This window comes from Pseudomonas sp. SWRI77, assembly GCF_014269105.1.
Lineage (GTDB): Bacteria > Pseudomonadota > Gammaproteobacteria > Pseudomonadales > Pseudomonadaceae > Aquipseudomonas > Aquipseudomonas capeferrum.
Genome location: NZ_JABWRV010000022.1, coordinates 20,174 through 45,458 on the forward strand (window position 1 = coordinate 20,174; position 25,285 = coordinate 45,458).

Here is a 25,285-nt window from a genome sequence, read left to right on the forward strand (position 1 = left end):
ACGTGAGGTTTGTGGCGCCTATGAGATCGAGCGCCGCCCGCGCGGCGCTCGATGTCATAGGCGCCACAAACCTCACGTCAAACACCTGGCAGCCCTCACAAACCCATCAGCTTCGCCTCCAGCGCCGCAATGTGCGCCTGCAACCGCTCATGCTCCTGCCGCTCGGCGGTGATGTCTTCAAACACGCTGATAAGGTGCTCCGGCTCACCGTTGTCGCGGCGCTGCAGCGAGGTGCGGGCGCGCACCCAGATGTATTCGCCGCTCTTGTGGCGCACGCGTTTTTCCACCTCGTAGCGCTCGGTTTCACCCGCCAGCATGCGCGCCAGCAATTGCAGGTTCAGCGCCAGGTCGTCGGCATGGGTGATGTGCTGGAAGGTCATGGCGTACAGCTCTTCGGCGCGGTAGCCGAGCATCTCGCAGAGGCTGTTGTTGACCCGCTGCCAGGTGCCGTCCGGGTCGATGTAGGCGAGGGCGCCCCAGGCCAGCTCGAAGATCGCGCGAAAGCGTTCTTCGCTGTTGCGCAACGCCTGCTGGGCAACCTGGCGCTCGGTGTTGTCCATGCTGATGCCGACCATCTTCACCGAGCGCCCGGCGCTGTCGCGTACCACCGTGGCGCGGGAGGAAATCCAGCGCACTTCACCCTCAGGCCGGGTGATACGGAAATCACACTCGCAGCCACTGCCCTCGGCGACGGCCTGGGCGTACATCGCCTGCATGTGCGCCACGTCTTCATCTGGCAGATGGCGCCAGAAGTCTTCGTTGCGGTGCACTGGCCAGCCATACACCTGTTCGACGTTTGGCGAATAGGTGACCTCGTCGCTGATCAGGTTCCATTCCCAGGTCACGATACGCGCACCTTCCTGGGCCAGTTTCATGCGCGTTTCGCTTTCCATGATTTCGGCGGTGTAGCGCCTGCGCAGGTCGGTCATCGGCAACTCGACCACCTGTGGCTGCTGGATGTTCTGCAAGGCTTCGTCGCCATAGCGCAGCCAGATCCAGTTGACCTTGAGAAAGTCGGCCAATTTACGCAGGTTGTCGTAGTCGATCTCCCCGCCGCGGGTCCATTTGTGCACCGCTGTGCGGGAAATACCCAGGGCCGTGCCCACGGCTTGCAGGGTCAGCTTGTGATGCTCGAGCAGTTCCTTGAGGCGAAAGGCAAAGCTGTTTTCCAACATCGGCAGGGTGTCCTGATCGGGGCCAAGAGCCTGCCAGTATACTCAAGCTGTCAACTTTTGGTTGACGGTGAAACCCGTGGGGCCGCCCTGCGGCCCCGATCGCGCGTTACAGGTCCAGCACCAGGCGTGCCGAGCGTGCCCGCGACACACACAGCATGATGCTCTGTTGGGCGGCCTTTTCGTCATCGCTCAGGTACTGGTCGAAGTGCTCGGCTTCGCCTTCCAGGATGGCGGTTTCGCAGGTGCCGCAGACGCCTTCGCGGCACAGGCATTCGACCTTGGCGGCCTTGGACTTCTCGATGGCCTGAAGAATGGTCATGCCTTCTTCCACCTGCAACTCGATGCCCGACTGCGCCAGCACCACGGTGAATGCCGAACCGGTCACCGGGGCTGCGGCAAACTGCTCCCAATGCACGCGTTGCTCGGCAATGCCGGCCTTGGCGGCGCAGGCGATGACTGCATCGATCAGTGGTTTGGGGCCGCACACGTACAGGTGCGCGGACGCATCCAGGCCCGCGCACAAGGCCGCCAGGTCAAGCTTGCGATCGAGACTATCGATGTAGAAGTGGGTGTTGTCGGCATGCGGGCCGTTGGCCAGCTGGGCCTGGAACGCGCCATGTTCCGGGGCGCGGAAGGCGTAGTGCAGTTCGTAGTCGGCGGCGCCGCCTTCGAGCTCGTGCAGTTGTGCCAGGAAGGGGGTAATGCCGATGCCGCCGGCAATCAGCACATGGCGGCCGGCCGCTGGGTCCAGGGCGAACAGGTTGTTGGGCGAGGAGATGGTCAGGCGGGTGCCGACCTGCACCTGCTGGTGCATGAACGCCGAGCCGCCCTTGGATTGTTCTTCCAGGCGCACGCCAATCTGGTAGCTGCGGGTATCGCGCGGGTCGCTCATCAACGAGTAGGCGTTGCTGAACTGGCTGCCGTCGGCACCCTGCATCTGCACGATGACATGGCTGCCACCGGTGAAGGCCGGCATCGCCGCGCCATCTTCGCGGGCCAGGGTAAAGCGCTTGATCAGCGGCGTGGCCTGTTCCACTTCGGTCACGCACACGCTGAACATTTCATATTTGTTGGCCATGGTTCACCTCGACTGCCAGGGTGCGCGGCAGGCCGTGCCGCGCACCAGTACGTGCAAATGACTCAAGCGGTAGCGATCAATCGTCGAGGTGGGCCACGGCGATCAGGTTGTGGAAGTGGGCAATGCCGTGCTCGCTCATGCCGCTGCGCTCGCGGTCGGCCATGATCCGGCCCTGGCCACGGTAGCCGCGGGATTTCAGGCCCTTCTGCACGCTTTCGACCAGGCGCAGGTCTTCTGGGCGGAACACTTCGCGGTACCAGTCGATCAGCTTCTGCTGTTCCTCGGTGATGTCCGTGTTGAGGAAGTAGATGTCGTAGTGCTGCAGGGTCGTTTCCGCATCCACCGGGAACTCGTAGATCACGGTCATGAAGTTGGCCCCTGGCGGCACGTTGAACATGGTGCACGGCCAGGCCCAGAAGCCGGCGAAGGACGGGTCTTTCACGCTTTCATCGAAGGTGAACGACTGCTCCGACGGTTTTGCCAGGCCGTACTGCAGGGTCCAGTTGCCATGCATGCTGTGGCTGTACTGGCCGACGTCTACCGAATCGGAGAAGCCGGGGTGGGCAGGGGCGCAGTGGTAGCACTCAAGGTAGTTGTCGACGATCGACTTCCAGTTGGCCGGGGTGTCGCTGACGAAACGTGCGGCCAGGTGCAGGTCGTCGATCACGCCACAGGCTTCACGCATGCGCGCTTGCAGGCCCGGCAGCTGGTCTTCGACCGAGCCTGCGTCCATGTCCATGTTGATGAAGATGAAGCCTGCGTATTCTTCGACGCGCAGCTGCACCAGGGTGGAGTTCTCTTTGTCGAAGTTCACCACGTTGTCGCAGTTACGGGCGTGGGCGAGCTCGCCGTCGAGCTTGAAGGTCCAGGCGTGGTACGGGCAGGTGATGACGTTCTTGGCCTTGCCGCTGCCGCTGAGCAGCTGGTGGCCGCGGTGCGGGCAGACGTTGTAGAACGCGCGCAGCACGCTGTCACGACCGCGCACCACGATGATGCTCTCGCCAATCACTTCGCGGGTGATGTAGGCATTGTTCTGCGCCACTTCGCTGCGGTGGCCGACACAGATCCAGCTGCGCGCGAAGATGGCTTCCTTCTCGTGCTCGAAAACCGAGGCCTGGGTGTAGAAGCTGGCAGGGATAGTGAACGCCTCTTCGGCGTTCGCACAGAAATCGGCGGGCAGGCGTTTGAAGTCATTCATGACGGGATCTCACAAGCTCGGTTTATAGTTATTGGTTAACACGTATCTATTGGTTAACAAGCCGGGCAAAAAAATTTGCCGTCGTGGGGCGAGGCCGCCCCACACAGGCCAGTTCAGTTCACTTGTTTCAATGCACGGCGGCGGCACTGCGCGGGGCATGCTCGGCAGGTGTTTCACCGGCCAGGCGCGCTGCCTCTTCCTCGATGCGGTAGGCCGAGACCTGGCCGTAGTCTTCGAACATCCACTTGAAGAAGCCGTATATCTTCACCAGCAGAATCACCATGAACGGGATCGCCGTCAGTACCACCGCGGTTTTCATGGTCGACAGCGATGCCTTGGCGAACAGCATGGCCAGTGGCACCAGGGTCAGCACCACGCACCAGAACAGGCGATGGGTCGGTGTCGGGTCATCGCCTTCGCGCAGGTTGCGGGTGCTGGTGGCCGCTACCGCATACGCGGCGGCGTCCATGTGCGAGGCGCAGAAGATCGCCATGATGAACAGGTACACACCCAGGAACACCTGGCCCCATGGCAAGGCCAGCAACAGGTGCGTCACGGCCGATTCGCCGCCTTGTTCACTGAGCATTTTCGGCACGTCGATGGCACCGGTGATGAACTGGTGCATGCTGTAGCTTTCCAGCGCGCCGAAGAAGAACCAGCAACCGAAGCTGCCGCCCATCAGCAGGGCCATGACCACTTCCTTGATCTGCCGGCCGCGCGACACGCGGGTCACGAACATCGCCACGCCCGGTGCGTACGACACCCACCAGAGCCAGTAGAACACCGTCCAGTTGCGGGTGAAGGCACCGTCGCCGGCCGGGTCGGTGAACAGGCTCATGTGCACGTAGTTCTGGATCATCAGGCCAATCGAGTTGGCCGTATTGTTGATGGTGAACTGCGTCGGGCCAACCAGCAGGATGACGGCGGCAAATACCAGCGCGCCGATGCACACCATCTTGCTCAGGCGCTGCAGGCCGCCATCGATACCGATGTAGGAGCTGAGCGAGAACATCACCGCGACGGCACCGATCACCAGCAATTGCACGGTGAAGGTGTCGGGGGTGCCGGTGAGGTCATGCAGGCCGCGGGTCAAGGTCGAGGCGGTAAGTGCCAGCGATACCGTCAGGGCGCCCATCATGGTCAGCAGGAAGATCAGGTCGACGCTGCGGCCAACGGGGCCGGTGGCCTTGAAACCGGTCACCGCTTCGATGATCGAGGCCAGGTTCAGGCCGCTCTTCTTGCGCACGTGGAAGTGATAAGCCATGGCCAGCGAGGCCAGGGCATAGATCGACCAGGCGCTGACGCCCCAGTGGAAGAACGAATAGCCAATGCTGTACTCGAGCGCCTTGGGGGTGGCTGCGGCGATGTTGAGGCCGGGAGTCTGGTAGTAGTAGGCCCATTCCATCACGCCCCAGTACAGGGTCGAGGAACCCATGCCGGCGCAGATGAACATGAACACCCAGGTCGCGGTGGCGTACTCGGGTTTGCCACTGCCCAGGCGGATATTGCCGTACTTGCTGAAGGCCAGGTACAGCACGGCCAGGGTGCTACCGAACACCAGCACCTGGACACTGGTGCCAAAGGTACGGGTGGACAGTTCGAACAGCTGGTTGGCCGCGTGTTCGGCTTCGGCGGGGAACATTGCAAGGCCCAGCACCGTGAGCAGCACGGCGATCAGGCTCATGGTAATCAGGAACACATCAATCTTTTTATTCTTGTGCGACATCATCGTCTCCTGGACGTTGGCGTACTTGTTATACCCGGCAGGCATCCGGGGTGTTGCAGTACCACTCCTTCCTTGGCTGTTAACTAAAGGTTAACGTACATCTAATGGTTAACAGATTTTGCATTTAATCCGCGCCGCTCGCAAGAGGGGGAGGGCCGATTGTCAGACACGTGTGCTAATCGGCCCGGCCGGGTCAGGCTTCGATCAAGGCCGTGATGGCCCGGCCGACGTCCTGGGTGGACTTCTGCCCGCCCATGTCGCGGGTGGTGTCACCGGCGGCAATGACCTGTTCGATGGCCGTGAGGATGTCATCGTGGGCCGCACGGTAGCGCGGGTCGGCGCCGTCGTTGCCGAGGAACTCGAGCATCAGCGCACCGGACCAGATCATCGCGATCGGATTGGCAATGTTCTTGCCGAAGATGTCCGGTGCCGAGCCGTGTACCGGTTCGAACAGGGACGGGAACTTGCGCTCGGGGTTGAGGTTGGCCGACGGGGCGATGCCGATGGTGCCGGCGCAGGCCGGGCCGAGGTCGGACAGGATGTCGCCGAACAGGTTCGAGGCCACCACCACGTCGAAGCGGTCCGGTTGCAGGACGAAGCGGGCGCAGAGGATATCAATGTGCTGCTTGTCCCAGCTGATTTCCGGATAATTGGCAGCCATGGCCGCCGTGCGCTCGTCCCAGTACGGCATGCTCACGGCCATGCCGTTGGACTTGGTCGCCGAGGTAACGTGCTTGCGCTCGCGGGTTTGCGCGACATCGAATGCGTACTTGAGAATGCGGTCGACACCGCGGCGGGTGAACACCGATTCCTGCAGCACGAACTCGTTCTCGGTGCCTTCGAACATGCGCCCGCCCAGGGACGAGTATTCGCCCTCGGTGTTCTCGCGGATCACCACGAAGTCGATGTCACCGGGCTCGCGGCCTGCCAGCGGGCAGGGTACGCCCGGGAACAGGCGCACCGGGCGAATGTTCACGTACTGGTCGAAGTCACGGCGGAACTTGAGCAGCGAACCCCACAGGGAAATGTGGTCCGGTACCTTGTCTGGCCAGCCGACCGCGCCGAAGTAGAGGGCGTCGAAGCCCTTCAGCTGCTCGAACCAGTCGTCCGGCATCATCTTGCCGTGGGCCAGGTAGTAATCGCAGCTGGCCCACTCGAAGAATTCGAAACTGATGTCCAGGCCATGCTTGCGGGCGGCAGCCTCGACCACGCGGATGCCTTCTGGCAGTACTTCGATGCCGATGCCATCGCCAGGGATTGCTGCAATTCTGAATGTCTTGCTCATGGGGGGCGCACTCGTTGTCTAGGGAACAGGTGCGGGCCATGCTATAAGGCCTTGAATCGGAGATAATCTAGCCATTCATGGATTCTTGGAACACGAAGTGTGAATAATCTGCCTAGCCTCGACGACCTCAACATCTTCCTCCTGGTGGCCAAACGTGCCAGCTTTGCTGCGGTGGCTGACGAGTTGGGCATGTCGGCGGCGTACATCAGCAAACGCATTCGCCTGCTTGAGCAAAACCTCGAGGTGCGCTTGTTGCACCGCACCACCCGGCGGGTGACGGTCAGCGAGGAGGGCGAGCGGGTGTACCAGTGGGCGCTGCAGATTTTCGACGCGGTGCAGCGCATGGGGGATGACATCAGCGCCCAGCACCGCGAACCGGCGGGGCAACTGCGCATTGCCAGCAGTTTGGGCCTGGGTCGGCGGTTTGTGGCGCCGGCCTTGTCGGAGCTGGCCGAGCGCTACCCACGTCTGGATATTCGCCTGGATGTGCATGACCGTCTGGTGGACTTGATCGAAGAGGGGGTCGACCTGGACATCCGCGTGGGCAATACCATTGCGCCCAACCTGATCGCCAAGCGCCTGGCCAGGAACCGCCGGGTACTCTGTGCCGCGCCTGGCTACCTGGCGCGCCACGGCACGCCGAAAGTGCTGGCCGACCTGGGCAGCCATGACTGCCTGGTGATCAAGGAACGTGACCACCCGTTTGGTATCTGGCAGCTGGAGGGCCCTGATGGCGAAGAGAGCGTGCGGGTGACCGGGGGCTTGTCGAGCAACCACGGCGAGGTGGCCCACCAGTGGTGCCTGGATGGGCGCGGGATCTTGCTGCGGTCCTGGTGGGATGTGCACGACAGCTTGCTGGACGGGCGGCTGGTGCAGGTGTTGGCGGACTATCACCAGCCGGCGGATATCTGGGCCGTGTACACCTCGCCACTGGCAAGCTCGGCCAAGGTGCGGGTGGCGGTTGAGTTCTTCCGGCGGTATTTTGCCGAGCGGTATAGCTTGCCGGAGTAGGGGGTGGGGGTGGGGCATGCCTTGGTTCTTGCAGCGCCTGGGAGATCGAGCGCCGCGCGGGCGGCGCTCGATCTCCCAGGCGCTGTAAGAACCAAGGCATGCACCCGCCCCCCCATCGCCCTTACCTGACAGGCACCCGGCTAACCGCCTTGATTTCCCGCAAGGCCAAGCTCGACTGAATCGAAGCAATGCCCGGTTGCCGGCGCAACACTTCCTCGACAAAGCGCCCATAGCTCTCCAGGTCGGTCGCCAGCACCGTCAGCACATAGTCAGCCTCACCCGTCACCTTGTGGCACGACAACACCTGCGGCAGCTTCAAGATCACCTGCTCGAAGTCATCAGGCGCTTCGGCCGAATGGTTGCCAAAGCGCACCTGGGCAAACGCCATGACGTCATACCCCAGTTTCTTGCGGTCCAGGTTGGCCTGGTAGTCCTTGATCAGCCCCAACTCCTCCAGGCGCTTGCGCCGGCGCCAGCAGGGCGTGACGGTCATCGACAAGCGCTCGCCCAGGGCGGCGCTGGACAAGGTGCCGTCCTCCTGCAGCAAGCGCAGCAGCTCGCGGTCTACCTCGTCCAGTTCTTCGTAAGCGAAAGCTTTGCTCATCTTGTGGCTACCGGCTGAATATTTTGCTCAAGCATCCGGTTTGCCTGAGCATAAAGCAAAGCATTTTCACTGCTCTCTCGCGAAAATTGGTTATCCGATAACACCTTGAAAAAGGACATTCGCGTGCTGACAGTCTTTAGCCACAATCATCGCTTGCACCATGGCTCCGAGCTCAAGGACGGGGCGATCACACCCTCATTCGAAAACCCCCAGCGTGCCGACACGGTGCTGGCTCGTGTCCAGGCCACGGGCCTGGGCGATGTCATCGCCGAGCAGGCCTTCGACCGTGCCTGCTACGTCGCGGCGCACAGCGAGCGCTACGTGAGCTTTCTGGAAAATGCCTGGGCAGAATGGACGGCCACCGGCAAGACCCATGATGCGCTACCGCTGGTATGGCCAGTGCGCGACCTGGCCATCGACCGAGAACCGGGCTTCATCGACGGCAAGCTGGGCTTCTACGCCATGGACGCCGGCGCGCCGATTACCGGCGGCACCTGGGAGGCCGTGCGCAGCAGCGCCAACGTGGCCCTGACCGGCATGCAACGGGTCATCGATGGCGCGCACAGCGCCTTCGCCTTGTGTCGCCCACCCGGGCACCATGCGGCCCGTGAGTACATGGGCGGCTACTGCTACCTCAACAATGCCGCCATCGCCGCCGAACGCTGCCTGAGCCAGGGCGCGCAGCGGGTGGCCGTGCTGGACGTGGACTTTCACCACGGCAACGGCACGCAGAACATTTTCTACGACCGCCCCGATGTGTTCTTCGCGTCGATCCACGGTGACCCGCACTTCTGCTACCCGTACTTCTCCGGCTATGCCCACGAACAGGGCTCGGGGGCGGGCGAGGGCTTCACTGCCAACTACCCGCTGAACAAGGGCACCGCCTGGGCGCAGTATCGGCAGGCCTTGCAGGAGGCGCTCAAGCGCGTTGTCGCGCACCAGCCCGACTTTCTCGTCGTATCCCTTGGCGTCGATACCTTCGAGGACGACCCGATCAGCCACTTCAAGCTCACCAGCGAAGACTTCCTGCGCCTGGGCGCCGAGATCGCCCGTGCGGGTATCCCGACGCTGTTCGTGATGGAGGGCGGCTACATGGTCGACGAAATCGGCATCAATGCCGTCAACACCCTGCAAGGTTTCGAAAGCGCCTGTTGATAGCACGTGCAAATAGCACCGGGGCAAGGCCTGTGCGGGCCTTGCCCCAGGCACCCATTCCAACAATAAAAAGAGGTCGCTCATGCAAGACATGTCCGCAAGCCTTGAGCAAAGCAAACCTGCAGATTCGCCCCGTGACGGGCACCTGAAACGCACGCTGGAAAACCGCCACATCCAGTTGATATCCATCGGTGGCGCCATCGGCACCGGCTTGTTCATGGGGTCGGGCAAGGTCATCGCGTTGTCCGGCACCTCCATCCTGCTGGTCTACGCGATCCTGGGGTTCTTCGTGTTCTTCGTCATGCGGGCGATGGGCGAACTGCTGTTATCCGACCTGCGTTTCAAATCCTTCGCCGACATCGTCGCCCATTACCTGGGGCCGCGTGCAGGCTTCGTGCTGAGCTGGTCGTACTGGTTGAGCTGGAGTGTGGCGGTGGTCGGTGACGTGGTGGTCGTGGCCGGGTTCTTCCAGTACTGGTATGCGGACGTGCCCGCCTGGATACCGGCGTTCCTCACCCTGTTCGTGCTGCTGGGCCTGAACATGCTGGCGGTGCGAATCTTCGGCGAAGTGGAGTTCGGGTTCGGGATCATCAAGATCGTCGCCATCGTCCTGCTGATCATCACTGCAGCCGTGATGATCGCCACCGCCTATGTATCACCCAATGGGGTGGTCGCCTCGCTTGCCAATGTGGTGGCCCCAGGCGCGGTGCTGCCCCATGGCATCAGCGGCTTTTTTGCAGGGTTCCAGATTGCCGTGTTTTCCTTCGCCGGCACCGAGCTGATCGGTACCACTGCGGCCGAGGCAAAGAACCCGCACCGCTCGCTGCCCAAGGCCATCAACACCATTCCCCTGCGCATCCTGCTGTTCTACATCCTGGCACTGGTGTGCATCATCAGCGTGGTTTCGTGGGCAGAAGTACCGGCCAACCGCAGCCCCTTCGTCGAGCTGTTCCTGCTGGCCGGCTTCCCGGCTGCCGCCGGCATGCTCAATTTCGTGGTGCTGACCTCGGCGGCGTCCTCAGCCAACAGTGGCGTCTATTCCGGGTGCCGGATGCTCTTCGGCCTCGCCGAGCGGCGTAACGCACCGGCCATCTTCGCCAGGCTTTCGGCACTCAGCGTGCCGGTGTACAGCTTGCTGTTCTCCGGGGTGTGCATGCTGACCGGGTTGGCCTTGCTGTTCATCATCCCCGAGGTGATGACGGTGTTCACGCTGATCTCGACCATCTCGGCGATCCTGGTGATCTTCACCTGGTCGATGATTCTTGCCGCGTACCTCGCCTACCGCAAGCGCAACCCGGCCGCGCACCAGGCGTCGACGTTCAAGCTGCCGGGTGGCGTGCCCATGGCCGTCACGTCGCTGGTTTTCCTCTGCTTCGTGCTGGTGTTGCTGGCCCTGGAGCCGGATACGCGGATGGCGCTGTGCGTGATGCCGTTGTGGTTCGTCTTCCTGCTGCTGGCCTATCGCCGGCGCACGGCTTAGCGCCCCTTGGCCAAGTAGGCGGCATACTCCTCATCCGGCACCATGCTGCCACCGGTGCCCCACACCAGGTGCGTAGCGTTGGCCATGCGTTGCGCCGTCAGCCCCCTGCGCGCCAGGTACTGCGGCGCTTGCAGCACCTGCAACATGCCGGGCATGCCGGCCAGCGCCGAGGGCTCCAGCCGTACCTGCTCCAGGTCATGGGCCAGTACCAACAGTTGGTACAGACGCTCGTCCGTTACCGTGTAGTAGCCATCCAGCAAGCGTTGCATGGCCTTGCCGACGAAACCGGAAGGGCGGCCCACCGCCAGGCCGTCGGCGGCGGTGACGTTGTCGATGCCGAAGTCCTGCACGCTGGTCTGGTCATGCAGGCCAGTGTAAACGCCAAGGAACATGCAGGGCGAATGGATCGGCTCGGCAAAGAGGCAGTGCACATGGTCGCCAAACACCAGCTTCAAGCCAAACGCCACTCCGCCAGGCCCGCCGCCCACGCCGCAGGGCAGGTAGACGAACAGCGGGTGCTCGGCGTCGACCTTGATACCGGCGGCGTTGAATTGGCCCAGCAAGCGTTCGGCTGCCACGGCATAACCGAGGAACAGGTGCGGCGAGTTTTCGTCATCGACGAAGTAGCACGCAGGGTCTGCCGCGGCCTGCTGGCGGCCTTGCTCCACCGCAACACTGTAGTCGGACGGGTACTCGACCACGTTCACGCCGTTGGCGCGCAGCTTGTCCTTTTTCCACTGCCGCGCATCGGAAGACATGTGCACCGTGGCCTGGAAGCCCAGCCGGGCACTCATGATGCCGATCGACAGGCCCAGGTTGCCGGTGGAGCCGACGGCCACTTTGTACTGGCTGAAGAACTGCCGGGCTGGGTCGCTGGCCAGTACCCGGTAATCGCTGTCCAGGGTGATCAGGCCGGCCGCCAGCGCCAGGTCTTCAGCATGCTTGAGCACTTCGTGGATGCCGCCGCGGGCCTTGATCGAGCCAGAGATGGGTAGCTCGCTGTCGGCCTTGAGCCAGAGTGAGCCGCTGGGCGCAAGGCCGGCTGCTTGCTGCAAGGCGTGCTGCAGGGTTGGCAGCGGGCGAATCGGTGATTCGATGATGCCGCCAGAGGCGGCGGTGTCTGGGAACACCGTGGCCAGGTACGGAGCGAAGCGCAGCAGCCGGGCACTGGCTGCGTGCACGTCGGCGGCAGTCAGGCCGACGTCTTCCAAGACCTCAGCGGTTGGCGCGATGCCAGGGTTGAACCAGCAGGTTTCGCGCAGTGCCACCAGGTCCTCGACCAAGGGGTGGGAGGCGTACCAGGCGTCTAGCGTTTTGCCGTGAATCATTCCATTGCTCCTGTGCTGTTGCTGTCGGGGAACTGCATATACCTCCCGGTATATGGACAGCCCGCTGCCTGCCGAATAGCTTAACCGTCGACGGGGCGCACCTTGCATGCGCGATAAAAACAATTACGCCCCCGTGTCTTTCAGTCCTGCCAACCCTATAACGCTTACAAGAATGAGGCGGCAAATGGAAAACATCGGCACCTATGTCATCTACGTCATCATGGTGTGCGCGGTACTGGGCGCCGTGGCATCCATCTACAACCCGGAGGGTGAACTGGGCCAGGAATTCATCGCCGGCCTGCACAGCATTGGCCCGATCTTCATCCCCGTGGCCGGCATCATGGCGGCAATCCCGTACATATCCGCAGGCATCAGCCAGCTCATCGCGCCGCTGTTCCTGGCGTTGGGCGCCGACCCAGGGATTGCCGGGCCGATCTTCATCGCCTCTGACATGGGCGGCTACCAGTTGGCCAAGGCCCTGGCGCAAAGCCCGGAAGGCTGGATCCTCGGCCTGATCACCGGCTTCCAGTCCGGTTCGACGATCATCTTCGTGATCCCGGTGGGGCTGGCCATGCTGCGCAAGGTCGACCACAAGTACATGGCCTTGGGGATCATGGCCGGCTTGTTGACCATTCCCGTCAGCATCATGGTAATCGCCATGACCATGCAACTGCTCGGCCTGGAGGTGCGGCCGGACATCGCCACCACCGGCGCGGCCACCCAGGCGCTGCATTTCACCTGGCCGATGCTGGTGCGCAACCTGATGCCGTTGATTCTGTTCTGTATCGTGCTGGCCGCCGCGCTGCGCTACTTCCCGACGCTGATGGTGTACGTGTTCCTCAAGCTCGGTCAGTTCATGTATATCGGTGTGGTGCTGGTGCTGGTGGCCTCCATCGTCCAGTACTTCACCGGCTTTTTCAGCGCTGTGTTCGGTAGCTGGGGCTTCGCCCCGATCATCGCTGATGCTGACGACCAGTTCCGCGCGCTGGAAATTGCCGGCTACGTTGGCCTGATGCTGTGTGGGGCGTTCCCCATGGTGCACCTGCTCAAGCGCTTTCTGGCACGGCCCATCGAGCGGGTCGCCTCGCGGTTCGGCATGTCCGGGGTCGGCGCCGCCGGAGTGCTGGCCGCCTCGGCCAACATTCTGGCCATGTTCAGGCTGGTGAGCGAGATGCCGCCCAAGGACAAGGTGCTGGTGATCGCCTTCTCGGTGTGCGCCGCCTTCACCTTCGGCGACCACATGGCCTTCTCCGCCAACTTCCAGCCCTCGCTGATTCTGCCGCTGATCATCGGCAAGCTCAGCGGTGGCCTGTTCGCCATGCTGCTCGCCAGTTGGCTGGCCGTACCCAAGGCTGTGGAGATGGGGCGCGAGGACGATGCCGCCAGTGCCTACAAGGTAGCCGCCGAACCGTCCTGACCGAAAAACGTCGCCGACATGATCCGGAGCGCCCTGGGCGCCCCGGATTTTGTGCTTTTTGCGGTGCAGGGCGGTAAGTTGCCCAGGGGCTTGTGTGCACGACAGCAGGGTGAGTGATGACATTGGAAGAAGCGAACAGGCTGGCGGCGGTGATCGATGCGATCGGCACGGACGCTTTGGGGCCGGCCATCGATGCGCTCTTACGGGCAAAACTGGCATTCGAGATGAGCTGTGGTTATCTGTTCAAGTTCAACCAGCATGCGCTGCTGGTGCATAACGGCTACAACGATTCGGTGTCCGAGCGCACGCTGAACGCCTACGTGCGGGGCGGCTACCTGCTCGACCCGTTCTATGTCGCCTGTGTCAACGAGCACCCGGGCGGGCTCTGGCGCATGAGCGAGCTGGCGCCCGACAGTTTCTATGCTTCAGGCTTTTCCATCTCCAAGGACATCCACCCGTGCGTGTCGTCCGACTACGGCACCTCGGTGGAGGAGGTGGGGTTCATCATTGCGCTGCGGCCTCAGGTGGCCGTCGTCTACTCGCTGATGCGCAACCTCAGCAGTGGCAGCTTCAGCGAAGACGACATGCAGGTGCTGGCTGCCATGGCGCCCGTGCTGGCCTCGGTGCTGGGCCAGCATTGTCGGCTGCGCTACGCCGATTACCTGCGCGATGCGCCTGCCGAGGGCGGGGTGCTGGAAGATGCCTTTGTCGAGATTTTGCAGGGGCAGTTGACCGAGACCCAGCGCTACATCGCCAAGTTGCTGTTGCAGGGGCACAGCAATGCGTCGATTGCCAGGCAACTGAACATCTCGGATGGCACGGTGAAAGTGCACAAGCACAATATCTACCAGCGGCTGGAGATCTCCACCAACGCCGAACTGTTTCGCCTGTTCATCGATTACCTGGCCAAGGCCTGAACGCCTGAAACGCACAACGCCCGAGGGGCTGCCTCGGGCGTTGTGCCAAGCGTTGCGGCTTACTTGAACAGCGGGCTGAGGTGCTCGCTCAGGTAGATACCCTGGGGGTCGAGCTGGCGGCGCAGGTTGCGAAAATCCTGGGCACGGGGGTAGAGGGCACTGACGTCGTCACCGGTCAGGAAGTGCAGCTTGCCCCAGTGCGGCCGAGCGCCGTATGCGCGCAGGATCTGGTCGACCGCACGCAGGTAGTCCCAATAGTCGGTGCCCGGCTGGCCAGACACCGAAATGGTCACGCTGTCCTGCTCGAAGAACGGGCTCATCCAGGCGCCGTCGCCGGCGGTGAAGCGGTACTCGATGGGGTAGATCGCCTCGGGGAAGTCCTCGAGCATCAGCTTGCGCACCGCCCGCAAGGCTTCCTTGCTGTGCCGGAGGGGCACGGCATATTCCAGTTCATGGAAGTTGGGCAGGTACTCGATCGGGTACACGTCCGAGCTGTAGGCGACTTTCTCGAATTCGCTTTCCCAGGCCGGGCGGTCGGTGATGTCCATGACTTTCACCTCGCACACATCGGAGGTGCGCCCACTGGTGGAGGTTGCCGCCGTGTCCGGCAGGCAGTAGCAGTGCCGGCTCTGCTCGTAGGGGCACCAGAAGAAGCTGAAATGGCGGTGCGTGCGCGCCAGTTCATCGTGCTTGTCCATCACGCTTTCGAAGTCTTCACGCCAGATGCGTTCGTGCAGGTTAAAGCTGTCGGTCACCTGCAAGGTCAGCTCTGACACGATCCCCAGCACGCCCAGCGATACTCGGCTCGCCTGCAGCAAGTCGGGCGTACTTTCATCCACCACGATGATCTCGCCGTTGGGTTGAACCAGCTTCAGGCCAACGATCGAAGAAGCCAGGTTGCCCAAGGTCAGGCCGGTGCCGTGGGTGCCCGTGGTCAGGGCGCCGGCGATCGACTGGCTGTCGATGTCGCCCTGGTTGACCATCGACAGGCCGGCCGCCCGCAGCGCCTTGCCGAAGGCGTTGATGGTGGTGCCGGCGGCTGCGGTGACGCGTTTTTGCTCAAGGTCGATGTGGCGCACACCGCTCATGTTGCCCAGCGACAGGTGCAGGCCGTTGGTCAGCGCCACCGGGGTAAACGAATGCCCGGAACCCGCCACGCGCACGTTCATGCCATTGGCGCTCGCCTGGCTGACCAGGGTGCACAGCTCGTCTTCGTTGGAGGGGGCGCCACGTGCCGCGCGGATACACGACTGGTTGCCCGCCCAGTTGCGCCAGTGCGCCTGGTCGAGCCCGAACTCGTTGATGTGCATGTTGTTCGATGAGGTGCTCACGTTGCTCTCCTGCCCATTATTATTGTGATCAGATGGCGGTGTAGCCGTTGTCGGCAAACAGGTGGGTGCCGTTGACGAAACTGGCATCGTCGCTGGCCAGGAACAAGGCCGCGGTGGCCACCTCCGAGGGTTGGCACAAGCGCCCCTGGGCGGCGGCGATCGCGTGTTCGCTGACATCTACCCCGTGCTTGCGCAGCATGGCGATTTCGCGCAGGCCGTGGTCGGTGGCGATGAAGCCTGGGCAGATCGCGTTGGCACGGATACCGCGGTCGCGGAACTCCACGGCGATGGCCCTGGCGAACATGTGCGTGGCGCCTTTGCTGGTGCAATACAGCACCTCCATGGGCGTGCCCACCACCGCCGAAATCGACGACGTGCAGACGATGCTGCCACCGCCTGCCGAGAGCATGCCCGGCAATACCGCCTTGGTGACCAGGAACATGCTTTTCACGTTCACGGCCATGATCCGGTCCCACTCTTCTTCGCTGGTTTCCAGGAAGGGCACGGCGGCCAGGATGCCGGCGTGGTTGAGCAACACGGTGATTGGCCCGAACGCTTGTTCCACGGCCGCGACTGCGGCTTTGACCTGCTGCGCGTCGGACACATCGGCGGGTGCGAACAGCACGTGATGGCCGGCATCGCGCAATTGCCGAGCCACCTCGGCGCCTTTGCTGCCCGGCAAGTCGACGATACCGACCCGCGCCCCCTCTGCCGCGAACAGTTGCGATGCGGCCAACCCGCACCCTCCCGCGCCGCCTGTAATCAGCGCGACCTTGCCATTGAGACGTCCCGTCATGTTCGACTCCGCGCTGCGCCGGAAGCCGGCGCAGCAATGGTTTTCTATTGAGTGTTTGTGATGCCTCGGCACTGTGCGATCGCGTGTCGGAGCATGAAACACTTCAACGGGAACATCCATATACCGAAGGGTATACGGGGCAGGTCAGGGGGTCTGTTGGGCAATCAACGCCAGGCAGCGCTGCACGATCGGGCTCACATCGCCCTTGCGACGGCTGAGAATGATCGGGCTGACGGCACTGCTGTCGAGCAAGCCGACATACGCGATGTCGGTGCGGTGCTGCTGTTGCACAGAAGCCGGCACCAGGGTAACGCCGAGCCCGACCGCGACCAGGCCGATGGCGGTCTGCAGTTCGTTGGCCCATTGGCTGATCTTCAGGGTCATGCCGTGATGGGCGAACAGTGCCAGCACATGGTCGGCGTAGCTGGGCCGGGGGTTGGCCGGGTAGAGGATGAAGGGCTCCTTGGCCAGTTGGGCGAGGGTCAGTGGGTTGCCCGTCAGCGGGTGACCCTTGGGCAACACCGCGACCAGTGGGTCTTCGCACAGCACCTGCTGGAGGATGGCCGGGTCATCGATACGAATACGGCCGAAGCCGATATCGATGCGGCCACTCTTCAGCGCCTCGACCTGCTGCAGCGTGGTCATCTCGCTCAAGCCCAGCTCCAGCTCGCTGTCCTGGCGCAACTCGCGGATCAGCTCTGGCAGCACGGTGTACAAGGTCGAGGGGGCAAAGCCGATGCCCAGCCACTGGCGTTGCCCCTGGCCGATGCGGCGGGTGTTGTCGCTGATGTTCTCCAACTGCTGCAGCACGGTGCAGGTCTGCTCGTAGAAAAACCGCCCAGCCTCGGTCAGGCGCAGCGGGCGCTCACGCACCACCAGCAACGTGCCGAGCTGGTCTTCGAGCTGGCTGATCTGTCGGCTCAGCGGCGGCTGGGCGATATGCAGCAGCTCGGCGGCGCGGGTGAAGTTCAGTGTTTCGGCCAGCACCTTGAAATAGCGAAGGTGGCGCAGCTCCATCAGACCTCCAGGGTATGGTGGGAGATTCATTTGATATTGGACGGCCGGCAGGTTGTCGCGCAATGCTTGATTAATCAAGTAAATGCAGTGTCGGGCCCGCAGTGTGCGGCCCGACCAGACGGGACCTGCCGACCATGACCAACGCCCTGATCGAACGTGTAGACGCCATTATCGTCGACCTGCCGACCATCCGCCCACACAAGCTGGCAATGCACACCATGCAGCAGCAGACCCTGGTGGTCTTGCGCCTGCGCTGCAGCGACGGCGTCGAAGGTATCGGCGAGGCCACCACCATCGGTGGCCTGGCCTATGGCTACGAGAGCCCCGAGGGTATCAAGGCCAACATCGACGCGCACCTGGCGCCGGCCCTGATCGGCCTGCCGGCAGACAACATCAATGCCGCCATGCTCAAGCTGGACAAGCTGGCCAAGGGCAACACCTTTGCCAAGTCGGGTATCGAAAGTGCCTTGCTCGATGCCCAGGGCAAGCGCCTGGGCCTGCCGGTCAGCGAACTGCTGGGCGGCCGCGTGCGTGACAGCCTGGAAGTGGCCTGGACCTTGGCCAGTGGCGACACCGCCCGCGATATCGCCGAAGCCCAGCACATGCTGGAAATCCGCCGCCACCGCGTGTTCAAGCTGAAGATCGGCGCCAACCCGGTGGACCAGGACCTCAAGCACGTGGTGGCGATCAAGCGCGAGCTGGGCGACAGCGCCAGCGTGCGGGTCGACGTCAATCAGTACTGGGACGAGTCCCAGGCCCTGCGCGCCTGCCAGGTGCTGGGCGACAACGGCATCGACCTGATCGAACAGCCGATCTCGCGGATCAACCGTGGCGGCCAGGTGCGCCTGAATCAGCGCAGCCCGGCGCCAATCATGGCTGACGAATCGATCGAAAGCGTCGAGGACGCCTTCAGCCTGGCCGCCGACGGCGCGGCCAGCATCTTCGCCCTGAAAATTGCCAAGAACGGCGGCCCCCGTGCGGTGCTGCGCACTGCGCAGATCGCCGAAGCAGCCGGTATCGCCCTGTACGGCGGGACCATGCTCGAAGGCTCGATCGGCACCCTGGCTTCGGCCCACGCGTTCCTCACCTTGCGCCAATTGACCTGGGGCACCGAGCTGTTCGGGCCGCTGCTGCTGACCGAAGAAATCGTCAACGAGCCACCGCACTACCACGACTTCCAGCTGCACATTCCACACACACCGGGCCTTGGCCTGACCCTGGACGAGCAGCGCCTGGCGCGCTTCGCCCGCCGCTGATCTTGAAACTGAACGCCTAAGGAGAACCCGCATGCTGTTCCACGTGAAGATGACCGTGAAACTGCCGGTCGACATGGACCCGGCCAAGGCCGCCCAGCTCAAGGCCGACGAAAAGGAACTGGCCCAGCGCCTGCAACGCGATGGCACCTGGCGCCACCTGTGGCGCATCGCCGGGCACTACGCCAACTACAGCGTGTTCGACGTCCCCAGCGTCGAGGCCCTGCACGATACCCTGATGCAACTGCCGCTGTTCCCCTACATGGAGATTGAAGTGGACGGCTTGTGCCGGCACCCTTCGTCGATCCACAGCGACGACCGTTGAGTCGTCGCTGACTACCTGACAAGAACAATACGAGGTAAGCAAAATGACCGTGAAGATTTCCCACACTGCCGAGATCCAGTCGTTCTTCGAGAGGGCCGCAGGCCTTGGGCACGCCGAGGGTAACCCGCGCTTCAAGCAGATCATCCTGCGCGTGCTGCAGGACACTGCCCGCCTGATCGAAGACCTGGAAGTGAGCGAGGATGAGTTCTGGCATGCCGTGGACTACCTCAACCGCCTGGGCGGTCGCAATGAGGCAGGGCTGTTGGCGGCGGGCCTGGGTATCGAGCACTTCATCGACCTGCTGCAGGATGCCAAGGATGCCGAAGCCGGCCTCACCGGCGGCACCCCGCGTACCATCGAAGGCCCGCTGTATGTTGCCGGTGCGCCTGTCAGCCAAGGCGAAGCGCGCATGGACGACGGCACCGACCCGGGCGTGGTGATGTTCCTGCAGGGCCAGGTATTCGACACCGAGGGCAAGCCGTTGGCGGGCGCTACCGTCGACCTGTGGCACGCCAATACCCAGGGCACCTACTCGTACTTCGATTCGAGCCAGTCCGAGTACAACCTGCGCCGGCGCATCATCACCGATGCTGAAGGCCGCTACCGCGCCCGCTCGATCGTGCCGTCCGGCTATGGCTGCGACCCACAAGGGCCGACCCAGGAATGCCTGAACCTGCTCGGCCGCCATGGCCAGCGCCCGGCGCACGTGCATTTCTTCATCTCGGCACCGGGGCATCGCCACCTGACCACGCAGATCAACTTTGCGGGTGATCAGTACCTGTGGGATGACTTTGCCTATGCCACCCGCGACGGGCTGATCGGTGACCTGCGCTTTGTCGAGGATGCAGCGACGGCGCGTGACCGAGGCGTGCAAGGGGACCGCTTTGCCGAGCTGGCGTTCGACTTCCAGTTGCAGCCTGCCAAGGCGCCTGAGGCGGAAATCCGCAGCCATCGGCCGCGTGCCTTGCAAGACGGCTGAGATCAGGGGTTGCGTGCGCTTGTGAGATGACCGCAAGCGCGTTTCTACAGGATTTATCGTTTGTGCCTGGGCCTTTCCGTGCGGGGAGGGTCCGGGCTTTTTTGTGGGTACACGGCGGTGGCGCGCAAATGCCACAGGCCTCACTGGCCTGAAACAAATGTGGGAGCGGCGGTGCGGCGATCCGACTTGCCCCGCGAAGCGCCGCGCGGGCGGCGCTCGATCTGATAGGCGCTGAAACCGTCATGGCGAACCCCCACCAAAACAACCACAATTCAGCGCCCAAGCCCATCCCCAATAACAATCCCCTCAACGCACCTCTCAGATCGACAGTCGCACCACCCGGTTATCCAGCGCCTGCTGCACCTGGTCACGCCGCTTGTTCACCATCAATTCCCCAATCGCAATCAGCCGGGTTCGTGTGATGTTGCGCGACAACCACCTCTAGCTATGCGGCACCGCCTTGCTCGCCACATTCCCCGCATACTCCGGTTTCAGATGCCCCTGCTCATCCAGCAGGTAGGCATCCATCACCTCACGCACCACGGGCCCCGCCACGCGCCCGCCCGCTTCACCATTCTCGATCATCACTGCCACCACCACACTCGGGTGATCAGCCGGGGCAAAGCCGACGAACAGGGCGTTGTCGCGGTGCCGCTCCAGGGTCTTGTTGCGGTTGTAGCGCTCGCCCTGCTTGATCGCCACCACCTGCGCCGTGCCGCTCTTGCCGGCGATGCGGTACTGAGCGCCGGCCGCCGAAGCGCGGGCGATGCCGCGTGGGTCGTGCATGACCATCTGCATGCCCTGGCTGACCTGGTCCCAGGCGTGCTTGTCGTGCAGCACGATGTCGGGCATGGGGTTGGGGTCGACCGGCGTCTCGCCGCCCACGGTCATGGCCAGGTGCGGGCGGTGCCACACGCCCTTGCTCGCCAGCAGGCTGGTGGCCTGGGCCAACTGCAGCGGGGTGACCTGCATGTAACCCTGGCCGATACCCAAAATCAACGTCTCGCCGGGGAACCAGGCCTGGCGCCGCGTGGCACGCTTCCACTCGGCGGACGGCATCAGCCCGGACGCTTCTTCGAACATGTCCAGCGACACCTTCTGCCCCAGGCCGAACTCGGCCATGTAATCGTGCAGGCGCTCGATCCCCAGCTTGTGCGCCAGGTCATAGAAGTAGGTGTCGTTGGACCGCATGATTGCGGTGTACATGTCCACCCAGCCGTCGCCGCTGCGGTTCCAGTTGCGGTACTTGTGCGCGTAGTTGGGCAGTTCGTAGTAGCCCGGGTCGAACACCCGGCTGCCAGGTGTGATCACGCCGCTGTCGAGGCCGGCGATGGCCACTTCCGGTTTTACCGTCGAACCCGGCGCATACAGGCCGCGCAATACGCGGTTGAACAGCGGGCGGTCGATCGAGTCGCGCAGGGCGGCGTACTGCTTGAAGCTGATGCCCTTGACGAACAGGTTGGGGTCGAAGCTTGGGTTGCTGACCATCGCCAGCACGTCGCCGTTGGCCGGGTCCAGTACCACCACCGAGCCGCGTCGATCGCCCAGGGCCTTTTCGGCGGCCAGTTGCAGGTGGGCATCCAGGCTCAGGATGATGTCCTTGCCGGGGGTCGGTGCCTTGTGGTTGAGCACACGCATGACCCGGCCCTGGGCGTTGGTCTCGACTTCTTCGTAGCCCACCTGGCCGTGCAACTGGCCTTCGTAGAAGTGCTCGATGCCGGTCTTGCCGATCGACTGGGTGCCCCGGTACTCGGTGCTGTCGAGGGTCTTGGCTTCTCTTTCGTTGATGCGCCCGACATACCCCACCGAATGGGCGAAATGCTCGGCCAGGGGGTATTCGCGAATGAACTGCGGCTCTACATCAAGGCCTGGCAGGCGGAACTGGTTGACCGCAATCAGGGCGATCTGTTCTTCGTTCAGGCCGACCAGCAGGGTGACCGGTTCAAACGGTTTGCGGCCGCGGCGCAGGTCCTTGTCGAACTGTTTACGGTCATCCTCGGTCAGGCTCAGGACCTGCGCCAGGGTATCGAGCACCTTGGCCGAATCGCCTGCCCGTTCACGGGTCATGGTCAGGTCGAAACTGGGTTTGTTGTCTGCCAGCACCACGCCGTTGCGATCGTAGATCAGCCCGCGCTCGGGGGCGATGGGCAGCACGTGCACGCGGTTGTTTTCCGACACGGCGCTTTGCTGGTCATGCTGCACGACCTGAAGCACATAGAGGCGGCCCACCAGGACCGCGACCAGGCTGAAGACCAGGGCAGCGCAGGCCAGTAGCCGGCGATTGACCAGGTGCTTTTCCTTTTCGTGGTCCTTGAGGGGGATGGGTTGGGGCATGGGGAACTCTGAGGGGTAGCGGTGTGGCCGGGCAGCGGCCCCAGGGCCGGCGATGCTACGCAACGCGTCCTTTTCCCTCAAGGCAGGCAGGCGTTGGCGGGGGCTGGCGATCGGCCGTTGGCCCCCGTGATCAGGGTGCTTACGGGCAACATGAAGATTTGTTCATGGCTGCGCTCGTTGGCGTGATGAATGGCTCGCAGAAAGGTACTTTGTGGATCCATAAAAACAGGTGTGCGGTAAACGAACGGAAAAACTAAAAATTGCTAAATTCATAATTAATTGAAAATGCTGATAAAAATAGTAAATATTATTTGGTGAATGCCAATTTCTGTGCCATGTGGTGGTTTAGCCAAAATTCACCATATTGTCTATGGATCCATTATCTGGTTGATTAGCGCCTGACGACGGCCAGAGCCCTCCGGCCGTGCGCGACAACAATTACAAGAAGGGTCCAGTCATGAATGGCTTATCACGGGCGTGGAACCGTCACGGTTTCTGCTGCTCGCCTTGCGTGTGCACGTCTTCTCTCTCGTCTGTGGTCAGCATCGGCCGGCAGGTGACCCCATGAACACCGACCTCAAGCAGCGTCTGGACAATGACCCGATGGGCCGATTCCAGTGCGTGGCCATTGGTATCTGCATCGTGCTGAACATGATCGATGGCTTCGATGTGCTGGTGATGGCCTTCACGGCGGCTTCGGTTTCTGCAGAGTGGGGCCTGAGCGGGGCGCAGGTGGGGCTGTTGCTCAGCGCCGGCCTGTTCGGCATGGCGGCCGGGTCGCTGTTCATCGCGCCGTGGGCCGACCGTTTCGGCCGCCGCCCGCTGATTCTGTTCTGCCTTGCGCTCTCCGGTATTGGCATGCTGCTCTCGGCCTTGAGCCAGAGCCCGTTGCAACTGGCGCTGCTGCGCGGCCTGACCGGGCTTGGCATCGGCGGCATTCTGGCGAGCAGCAATGTGATTGCCAGCGAATATGCCAGCAAACGCTGGCGCGGCCTGGCGGTGAGCCTGCAGTCCACCGGTTATGCCTTGGGCGCCACGCTTGGCGGCTTGCTGGCGGTATGGTTGCTGGGCCATTGGGGCTGGCGCTCGGTGTTTCTGTTCGGTGGCATCGTCACCGTGCTGGTGATCCCCCTGGTGCTGTTGTGGCTGCCGGAATCGCTGGACTTCTTGTTGGCGCGTCGCCCGCGTAATACCCTGGCGCGGGTCAACCGCCTGGCGGCCAAACTGGGGCAGCCGGCACTGTCAGCATTGCCGGCGCCACAGCTCAAGGTGCCAGGCGCTGCCACCGGGTTCAGGCAGTTGCTGACACCCGACATGCGCCGCACCACCCTGGTGATCTGGTTGCTGTTCTTCCTGGTGATGTTCGGGTTCTATTTCGTCATGAGCTGGACACCAAAACTGCTGGTTGCCGCAGGCCTGTCGGCGCAGCAGGGCATCACCGGCGGGGTGCTGCTGAGCGTTGGCGGCATCCTCGGGGCGGCGCTGATTGGTGGCTTGTCGTCGCGCTGGCCACTGAGCCGCGTGTTGTCGATGTTCATGCTGATCACCGCCGGGCTGCTGGTGCTGTTCGTGGCGAGCGGTTCATCGGTCAGCGCAGCGCTGGCGCTGGGGCTGCTGATCGGGCTGTTCTCCAACGGCTGCGTGGCGGGGCTGTATGCCCTGTCGCCGGTGGTTTATGACGCTTCAGTGCGCGCCACCGGGGTGGGCTGGGGCATCGGCATCGGCCGGATCGGCGCCATCCTGTCGCCGACCGTGGCCGGCGTGTTGCTCGATGGGGGCTGGCAACCGCTGCACCTGTACGGGGTGTTCGCCATTGTCTTCGTACTGGCCGCAGGTTGCCTGCTGTTGCTCCGGCCAGCGGCAAGGCCGGCGCAGCCCGCCCTGGTCGACGCCTAGGCCTGGCCATCGATGATCGCCTCGGCGACCGTCGCGCAAAACCATTGCAGGGCGGCAGAGTTGTCGCTGTTGGGGTGCCAGTTCAGGGAGACATCGAACGCGGCCACCTGGAAGGGCAATTCGAGCATCTTCAAGCCGCCGTCCTGCATGAACAGCCTGGCGATCTGGGCCGGCAATACCGCCAGCAGGTCGGTGCCGGGAATGATCTTGGGCAGCACCGAGAAGTGCGGCACGTGCAGGCTGATGCGGCGCTGCACCTGCATGCTGTTCAGCACATCCTCGACGCTCCCGTGGCCGGTGGTGCGGGTGACGGTGATGTGGCGCTCGGCAACGAACTGCTCAAGGCTGAGGCTGTCGCCGATGCGCGGGTGGGCGCTGCTCAGCAGGCAGACGTAGCGCTCGTGCATCAGCACCTGGCTGCGGGTGCCGGGCACGGGTGGGCGGCAAATCGCAGCGTCGATCTTGCCACTGGCCAGCCACTCGCCCACCTGGTCGACCTGCAAGGGCAGCACTTCGACCTCGGCCTGCGGTGCCTCGCGGTTCAGGCGCGCCAGAATCAGCGGTAAAAAGCCCATTTCGCCAAGGTCGGAGAGGGCGATACGAAACCTGCGCTCGGTGCTGGCAGGGTCGAACTGGCGGGTGCTCTGCACGGCGCTTTCGATGCGCGTCAGTGCATCGCGCAGCGTCGCGTACAGCTGGTCGGCAACGAACGTCGGCTGGATGCCGTCACGGGTGCGGCTGAACAGGGCGTCGTCGAACAGCTCGCGCAGGCGCGCCAGGCCATAGCTCACCGAAGGTTGGGTGACGAACAAACGCTCGGCGGCGAGGGTGACGCTGCGGGCTTCGTAAAGGGTGACGAAGGTGCGGATCAGGTTCAGGTCAATGTGGCTCATGGGCACTCGCGTCGTGCGTGGTCATATAGATCAGTTTTATTTTTGTCAAAGATAGTATCGATTTGATCAATTTGGTAGCGGCTGCAA

General features: G+C 63.1%; 21 protein-coding genes and 1 pseudogene. 9 read left to right on the forward strand and 13 right to left on the reverse strand.

The genetic code is table 11. The features are described 5' to 3' along the window. Positions 1–95 precede the first annotated feature (95 nt). From HU766_RS19725 to HU766_RS19745, 5 genes are all read right to left on the reverse strand, one after another. Positions 96–1,175, reverse strand: a complete 1,080-nt coding sequence (locus HU766_RS19725) for a helix-turn-helix transcriptional regulator (protein ID WP_186659924.1) — start codon at positions 1,173–1,175, stop codon at positions 96–98. Between the two features lie 106 nt (positions 1,176–1,281). Further along, a complete protein-coding gene (locus tag HU766_RS19730; RefSeq protein ID WP_186659926.1) occupies positions 1,282–2,253 on the reverse strand; it encodes a PDR/VanB family oxidoreductase in 972 nt (323 codons plus the stop codon). 76 nt (positions 2,254–2,329) lie between these two features. After that, complete coding sequence (locus tag HU766_RS19735) at positions 2,330–3,451, reverse strand: ring-hydroxylating oxygenase subunit alpha (protein ID WP_186659935.1); 1,122 nt, start codon at positions 3,449–3,451, stop codon at positions 2,330–2,332. 127 nt (positions 3,452–3,578) lie between these two features. Beyond that, a complete protein-coding gene (locus HU766_RS19740) occupies positions 3,579–5,177 on the reverse strand; it encodes a BCCT family transporter (protein WP_050506109.1) in 1,599 nt (532 codons plus the stop codon). Positions 5,178–5,370: 193 nt separating this feature from the next. Continuing rightward, positions 5,371–6,462 (reverse strand): tartrate dehydrogenase, encoded by a 1,092-nt coding sequence (locus HU766_RS19745; RefSeq protein WP_186659937.1) that lies wholly within the window; start codon positions 6,460–6,462, stop codon positions 5,371–5,373. Positions 6,463–6,561: 99 nt separating this feature from the next. On the opposite strand from HU766_RS19745, the gene HU766_RS19750 reads away from it, so the two are divergent. Beyond that, complete coding sequence (locus HU766_RS19750) at positions 6,562–7,473, forward strand: LysR substrate-binding domain-containing protein (RefSeq protein ID WP_186659939.1); 912 nt, start codon at positions 6,562–6,564, stop codon at positions 7,471–7,473. Between the two features lie 121 nt (positions 7,474–7,594). Here the strand turns inward: HU766_RS19750 and HU766_RS19755 are convergent, their stop codons facing one another. Beyond that, positions 7,595–8,077: an Lrp/AsnC family transcriptional regulator gene (locus HU766_RS19755; RefSeq protein ID WP_033698757.1), complete on the reverse strand. Its 483-nt coding sequence runs from the start codon at positions 8,075–8,077 to the stop codon at positions 7,595–7,597. 123 nt (positions 8,078–8,200) lie between these two features. Between HU766_RS19755 and HU766_RS19760 the strand changes: the two genes are divergently transcribed. Further along, positions 8,201–9,232 (forward strand): histone deacetylase family protein, encoded by a 1,032-nt coding sequence (locus HU766_RS19760; protein ID WP_033698756.1) that lies wholly within the window; start codon positions 8,201–8,203, stop codon positions 9,230–9,232. Between the two features lie 82 nt (positions 9,233–9,314). Beyond that, entirely contained in the window at positions 9,315–10,712 is a 1,398-nt protein-coding gene (locus HU766_RS19765) for an amino acid permease (protein WP_186659941.1), read from the forward strand. On the opposite strand, the gene HU766_RS19770 is transcribed toward HU766_RS19765, so the two are convergent. Continuing rightward, positions 10,709–12,040 carry a D-serine ammonia-lyase gene (locus tag HU766_RS19770; RefSeq protein WP_186659943.1) on the reverse strand — a complete coding sequence of 444 codons (1,332 nt, stop codon included), beginning with the start codon at positions 12,038–12,040 and terminating at the stop codon, positions 10,709–10,711. The two genes, HU766_RS19765 and HU766_RS19770, sit on opposite strands and share 4 nt — an antisense overlap. A 184-nt stretch (positions 12,041–12,224) precedes the next feature. On the opposite strand from HU766_RS19770, the gene eutH reads away from it, so the two are divergent. Together eutH and HU766_RS19780 are read left to right on the forward strand one after the other, a co-directional pair. Next, the gene (gene eutH / locus HU766_RS19775) at positions 12,225–13,457 is read left to right on the forward strand and encodes an ethanolamine utilization protein EutH (protein ID WP_186659945.1); all 1,233 of its coding nucleotides are present in this window, start codon (positions 12,225–12,227) and stop codon (positions 13,455–13,457) included. A 116-nt stretch (positions 13,458–13,573) separates the two neighbouring features. Then, positions 13,574–14,374, forward strand: coding sequence for a helix-turn-helix transcriptional regulator (locus tag HU766_RS19780; RefSeq protein ID WP_095063582.1), 801 nt, complete (start codon positions 13,574–13,576; stop codon positions 14,372–14,374). A gap of 59 nt (positions 14,375–14,433) precedes the next feature. Here HU766_RS19780 and HU766_RS19785 read toward each other — a convergent pair whose 3' ends face one another. The 3 genes from HU766_RS19785 to HU766_RS19795 form a co-directional block, all read right to left on the reverse strand. Continuing rightward, positions 14,434–15,705 (reverse strand): D-arabinono-1,4-lactone oxidase, encoded by a 1,272-nt coding sequence (locus HU766_RS19785; protein WP_186659947.1) that lies wholly within the window; start codon positions 15,703–15,705, stop codon positions 14,434–14,436. Positions 15,706–15,733: 28 nt separating this feature from the next. Further along, complete coding sequence (locus HU766_RS19790) at positions 15,734–16,501, reverse strand: SDR family NAD(P)-dependent oxidoreductase (RefSeq protein WP_186659949.1); 768 nt, start codon at positions 16,499–16,501, stop codon at positions 15,734–15,736. A 144-nt stretch (positions 16,502–16,645) separates the two neighbouring features. After that, on the reverse strand, positions 16,646–17,518 hold the full coding sequence (locus tag HU766_RS19795) for a LysR family transcriptional regulator (RefSeq protein WP_186659950.1): 873 nt from the start codon (positions 17,516–17,518) through the stop codon (positions 16,646–16,648). 134 nt (positions 17,519–17,652) lie between these two features. Here HU766_RS19795 and HU766_RS19800 point away from each other — a divergent pair, with 134 nt between their 5' ends. Genes HU766_RS19800 through catA form a run of 3 tightly spaced genes read left to right on the forward strand, consistent with a single transcriptional unit; the run spans position 17,653 to position 20,075 of the window. Continuing rightward, entirely contained in the window at positions 17,653–18,774 is a 1,122-nt protein-coding gene (locus HU766_RS19800) for a muconate cycloisomerase family protein (RefSeq protein WP_186659952.1), read from the forward strand. A 31-nt stretch (positions 18,775–18,805) separates the two neighbouring features. After that, complete coding sequence (gene catC / locus HU766_RS19805; protein WP_033698745.1) at positions 18,806–19,096, forward strand: muconolactone Delta-isomerase; 291 nt, start codon at positions 18,806–18,808, stop codon at positions 19,094–19,096. A 43-nt stretch (positions 19,097–19,139) separates the two neighbouring features. Beyond that, a complete protein-coding gene (catA, locus tag HU766_RS19810) occupies positions 19,140–20,075 on the forward strand; it encodes a catechol 1,2-dioxygenase (RefSeq protein WP_033698744.1) in 936 nt (311 codons plus the stop codon). Between the two features lie 318 nt (positions 20,076–20,393). Here catA and HU766_RS26255 read toward each other — a convergent pair. After that, positions 20,394–20,510, reverse strand: a pseudogene (locus tag HU766_RS26255) (sigma-54-dependent Fis family transcriptional regulator); the annotation flags it as partial. 6 nt (positions 20,511–20,516) lie between these two features. Continuing rightward, positions 20,517–22,409: a penicillin-binding protein 2 gene (gene mrdA / locus HU766_RS19815; protein ID WP_186659954.1), complete on the reverse strand. Its 1,893-nt coding sequence runs from the start codon at positions 22,407–22,409 to the stop codon at positions 20,517–20,519. 564 nt (positions 22,410–22,973) lie between these two features. Here mrdA and HU766_RS19820 point away from each other — a divergent pair. Next, positions 22,974–24,305 carry an MFS transporter gene (locus HU766_RS19820; protein WP_186659956.1) on the forward strand — a complete coding sequence of 444 codons (1,332 nt, stop codon included), beginning with the start codon at positions 22,974–22,976 and terminating at the stop codon, positions 24,303–24,305. On the opposite strand, the gene HU766_RS19825 is transcribed toward HU766_RS19820, so the two are convergent. Continuing rightward, a complete protein-coding gene (locus tag HU766_RS19825; RefSeq protein ID WP_186659959.1) occupies positions 24,302–25,198 on the reverse strand; it encodes a LysR family transcriptional regulator in 897 nt (298 codons plus the stop codon). The genes HU766_RS19820 and HU766_RS19825 overlap by 4 nt on opposite strands. Between the last annotated feature and the right edge of the window lie 87 nt (positions 25,199–25,285).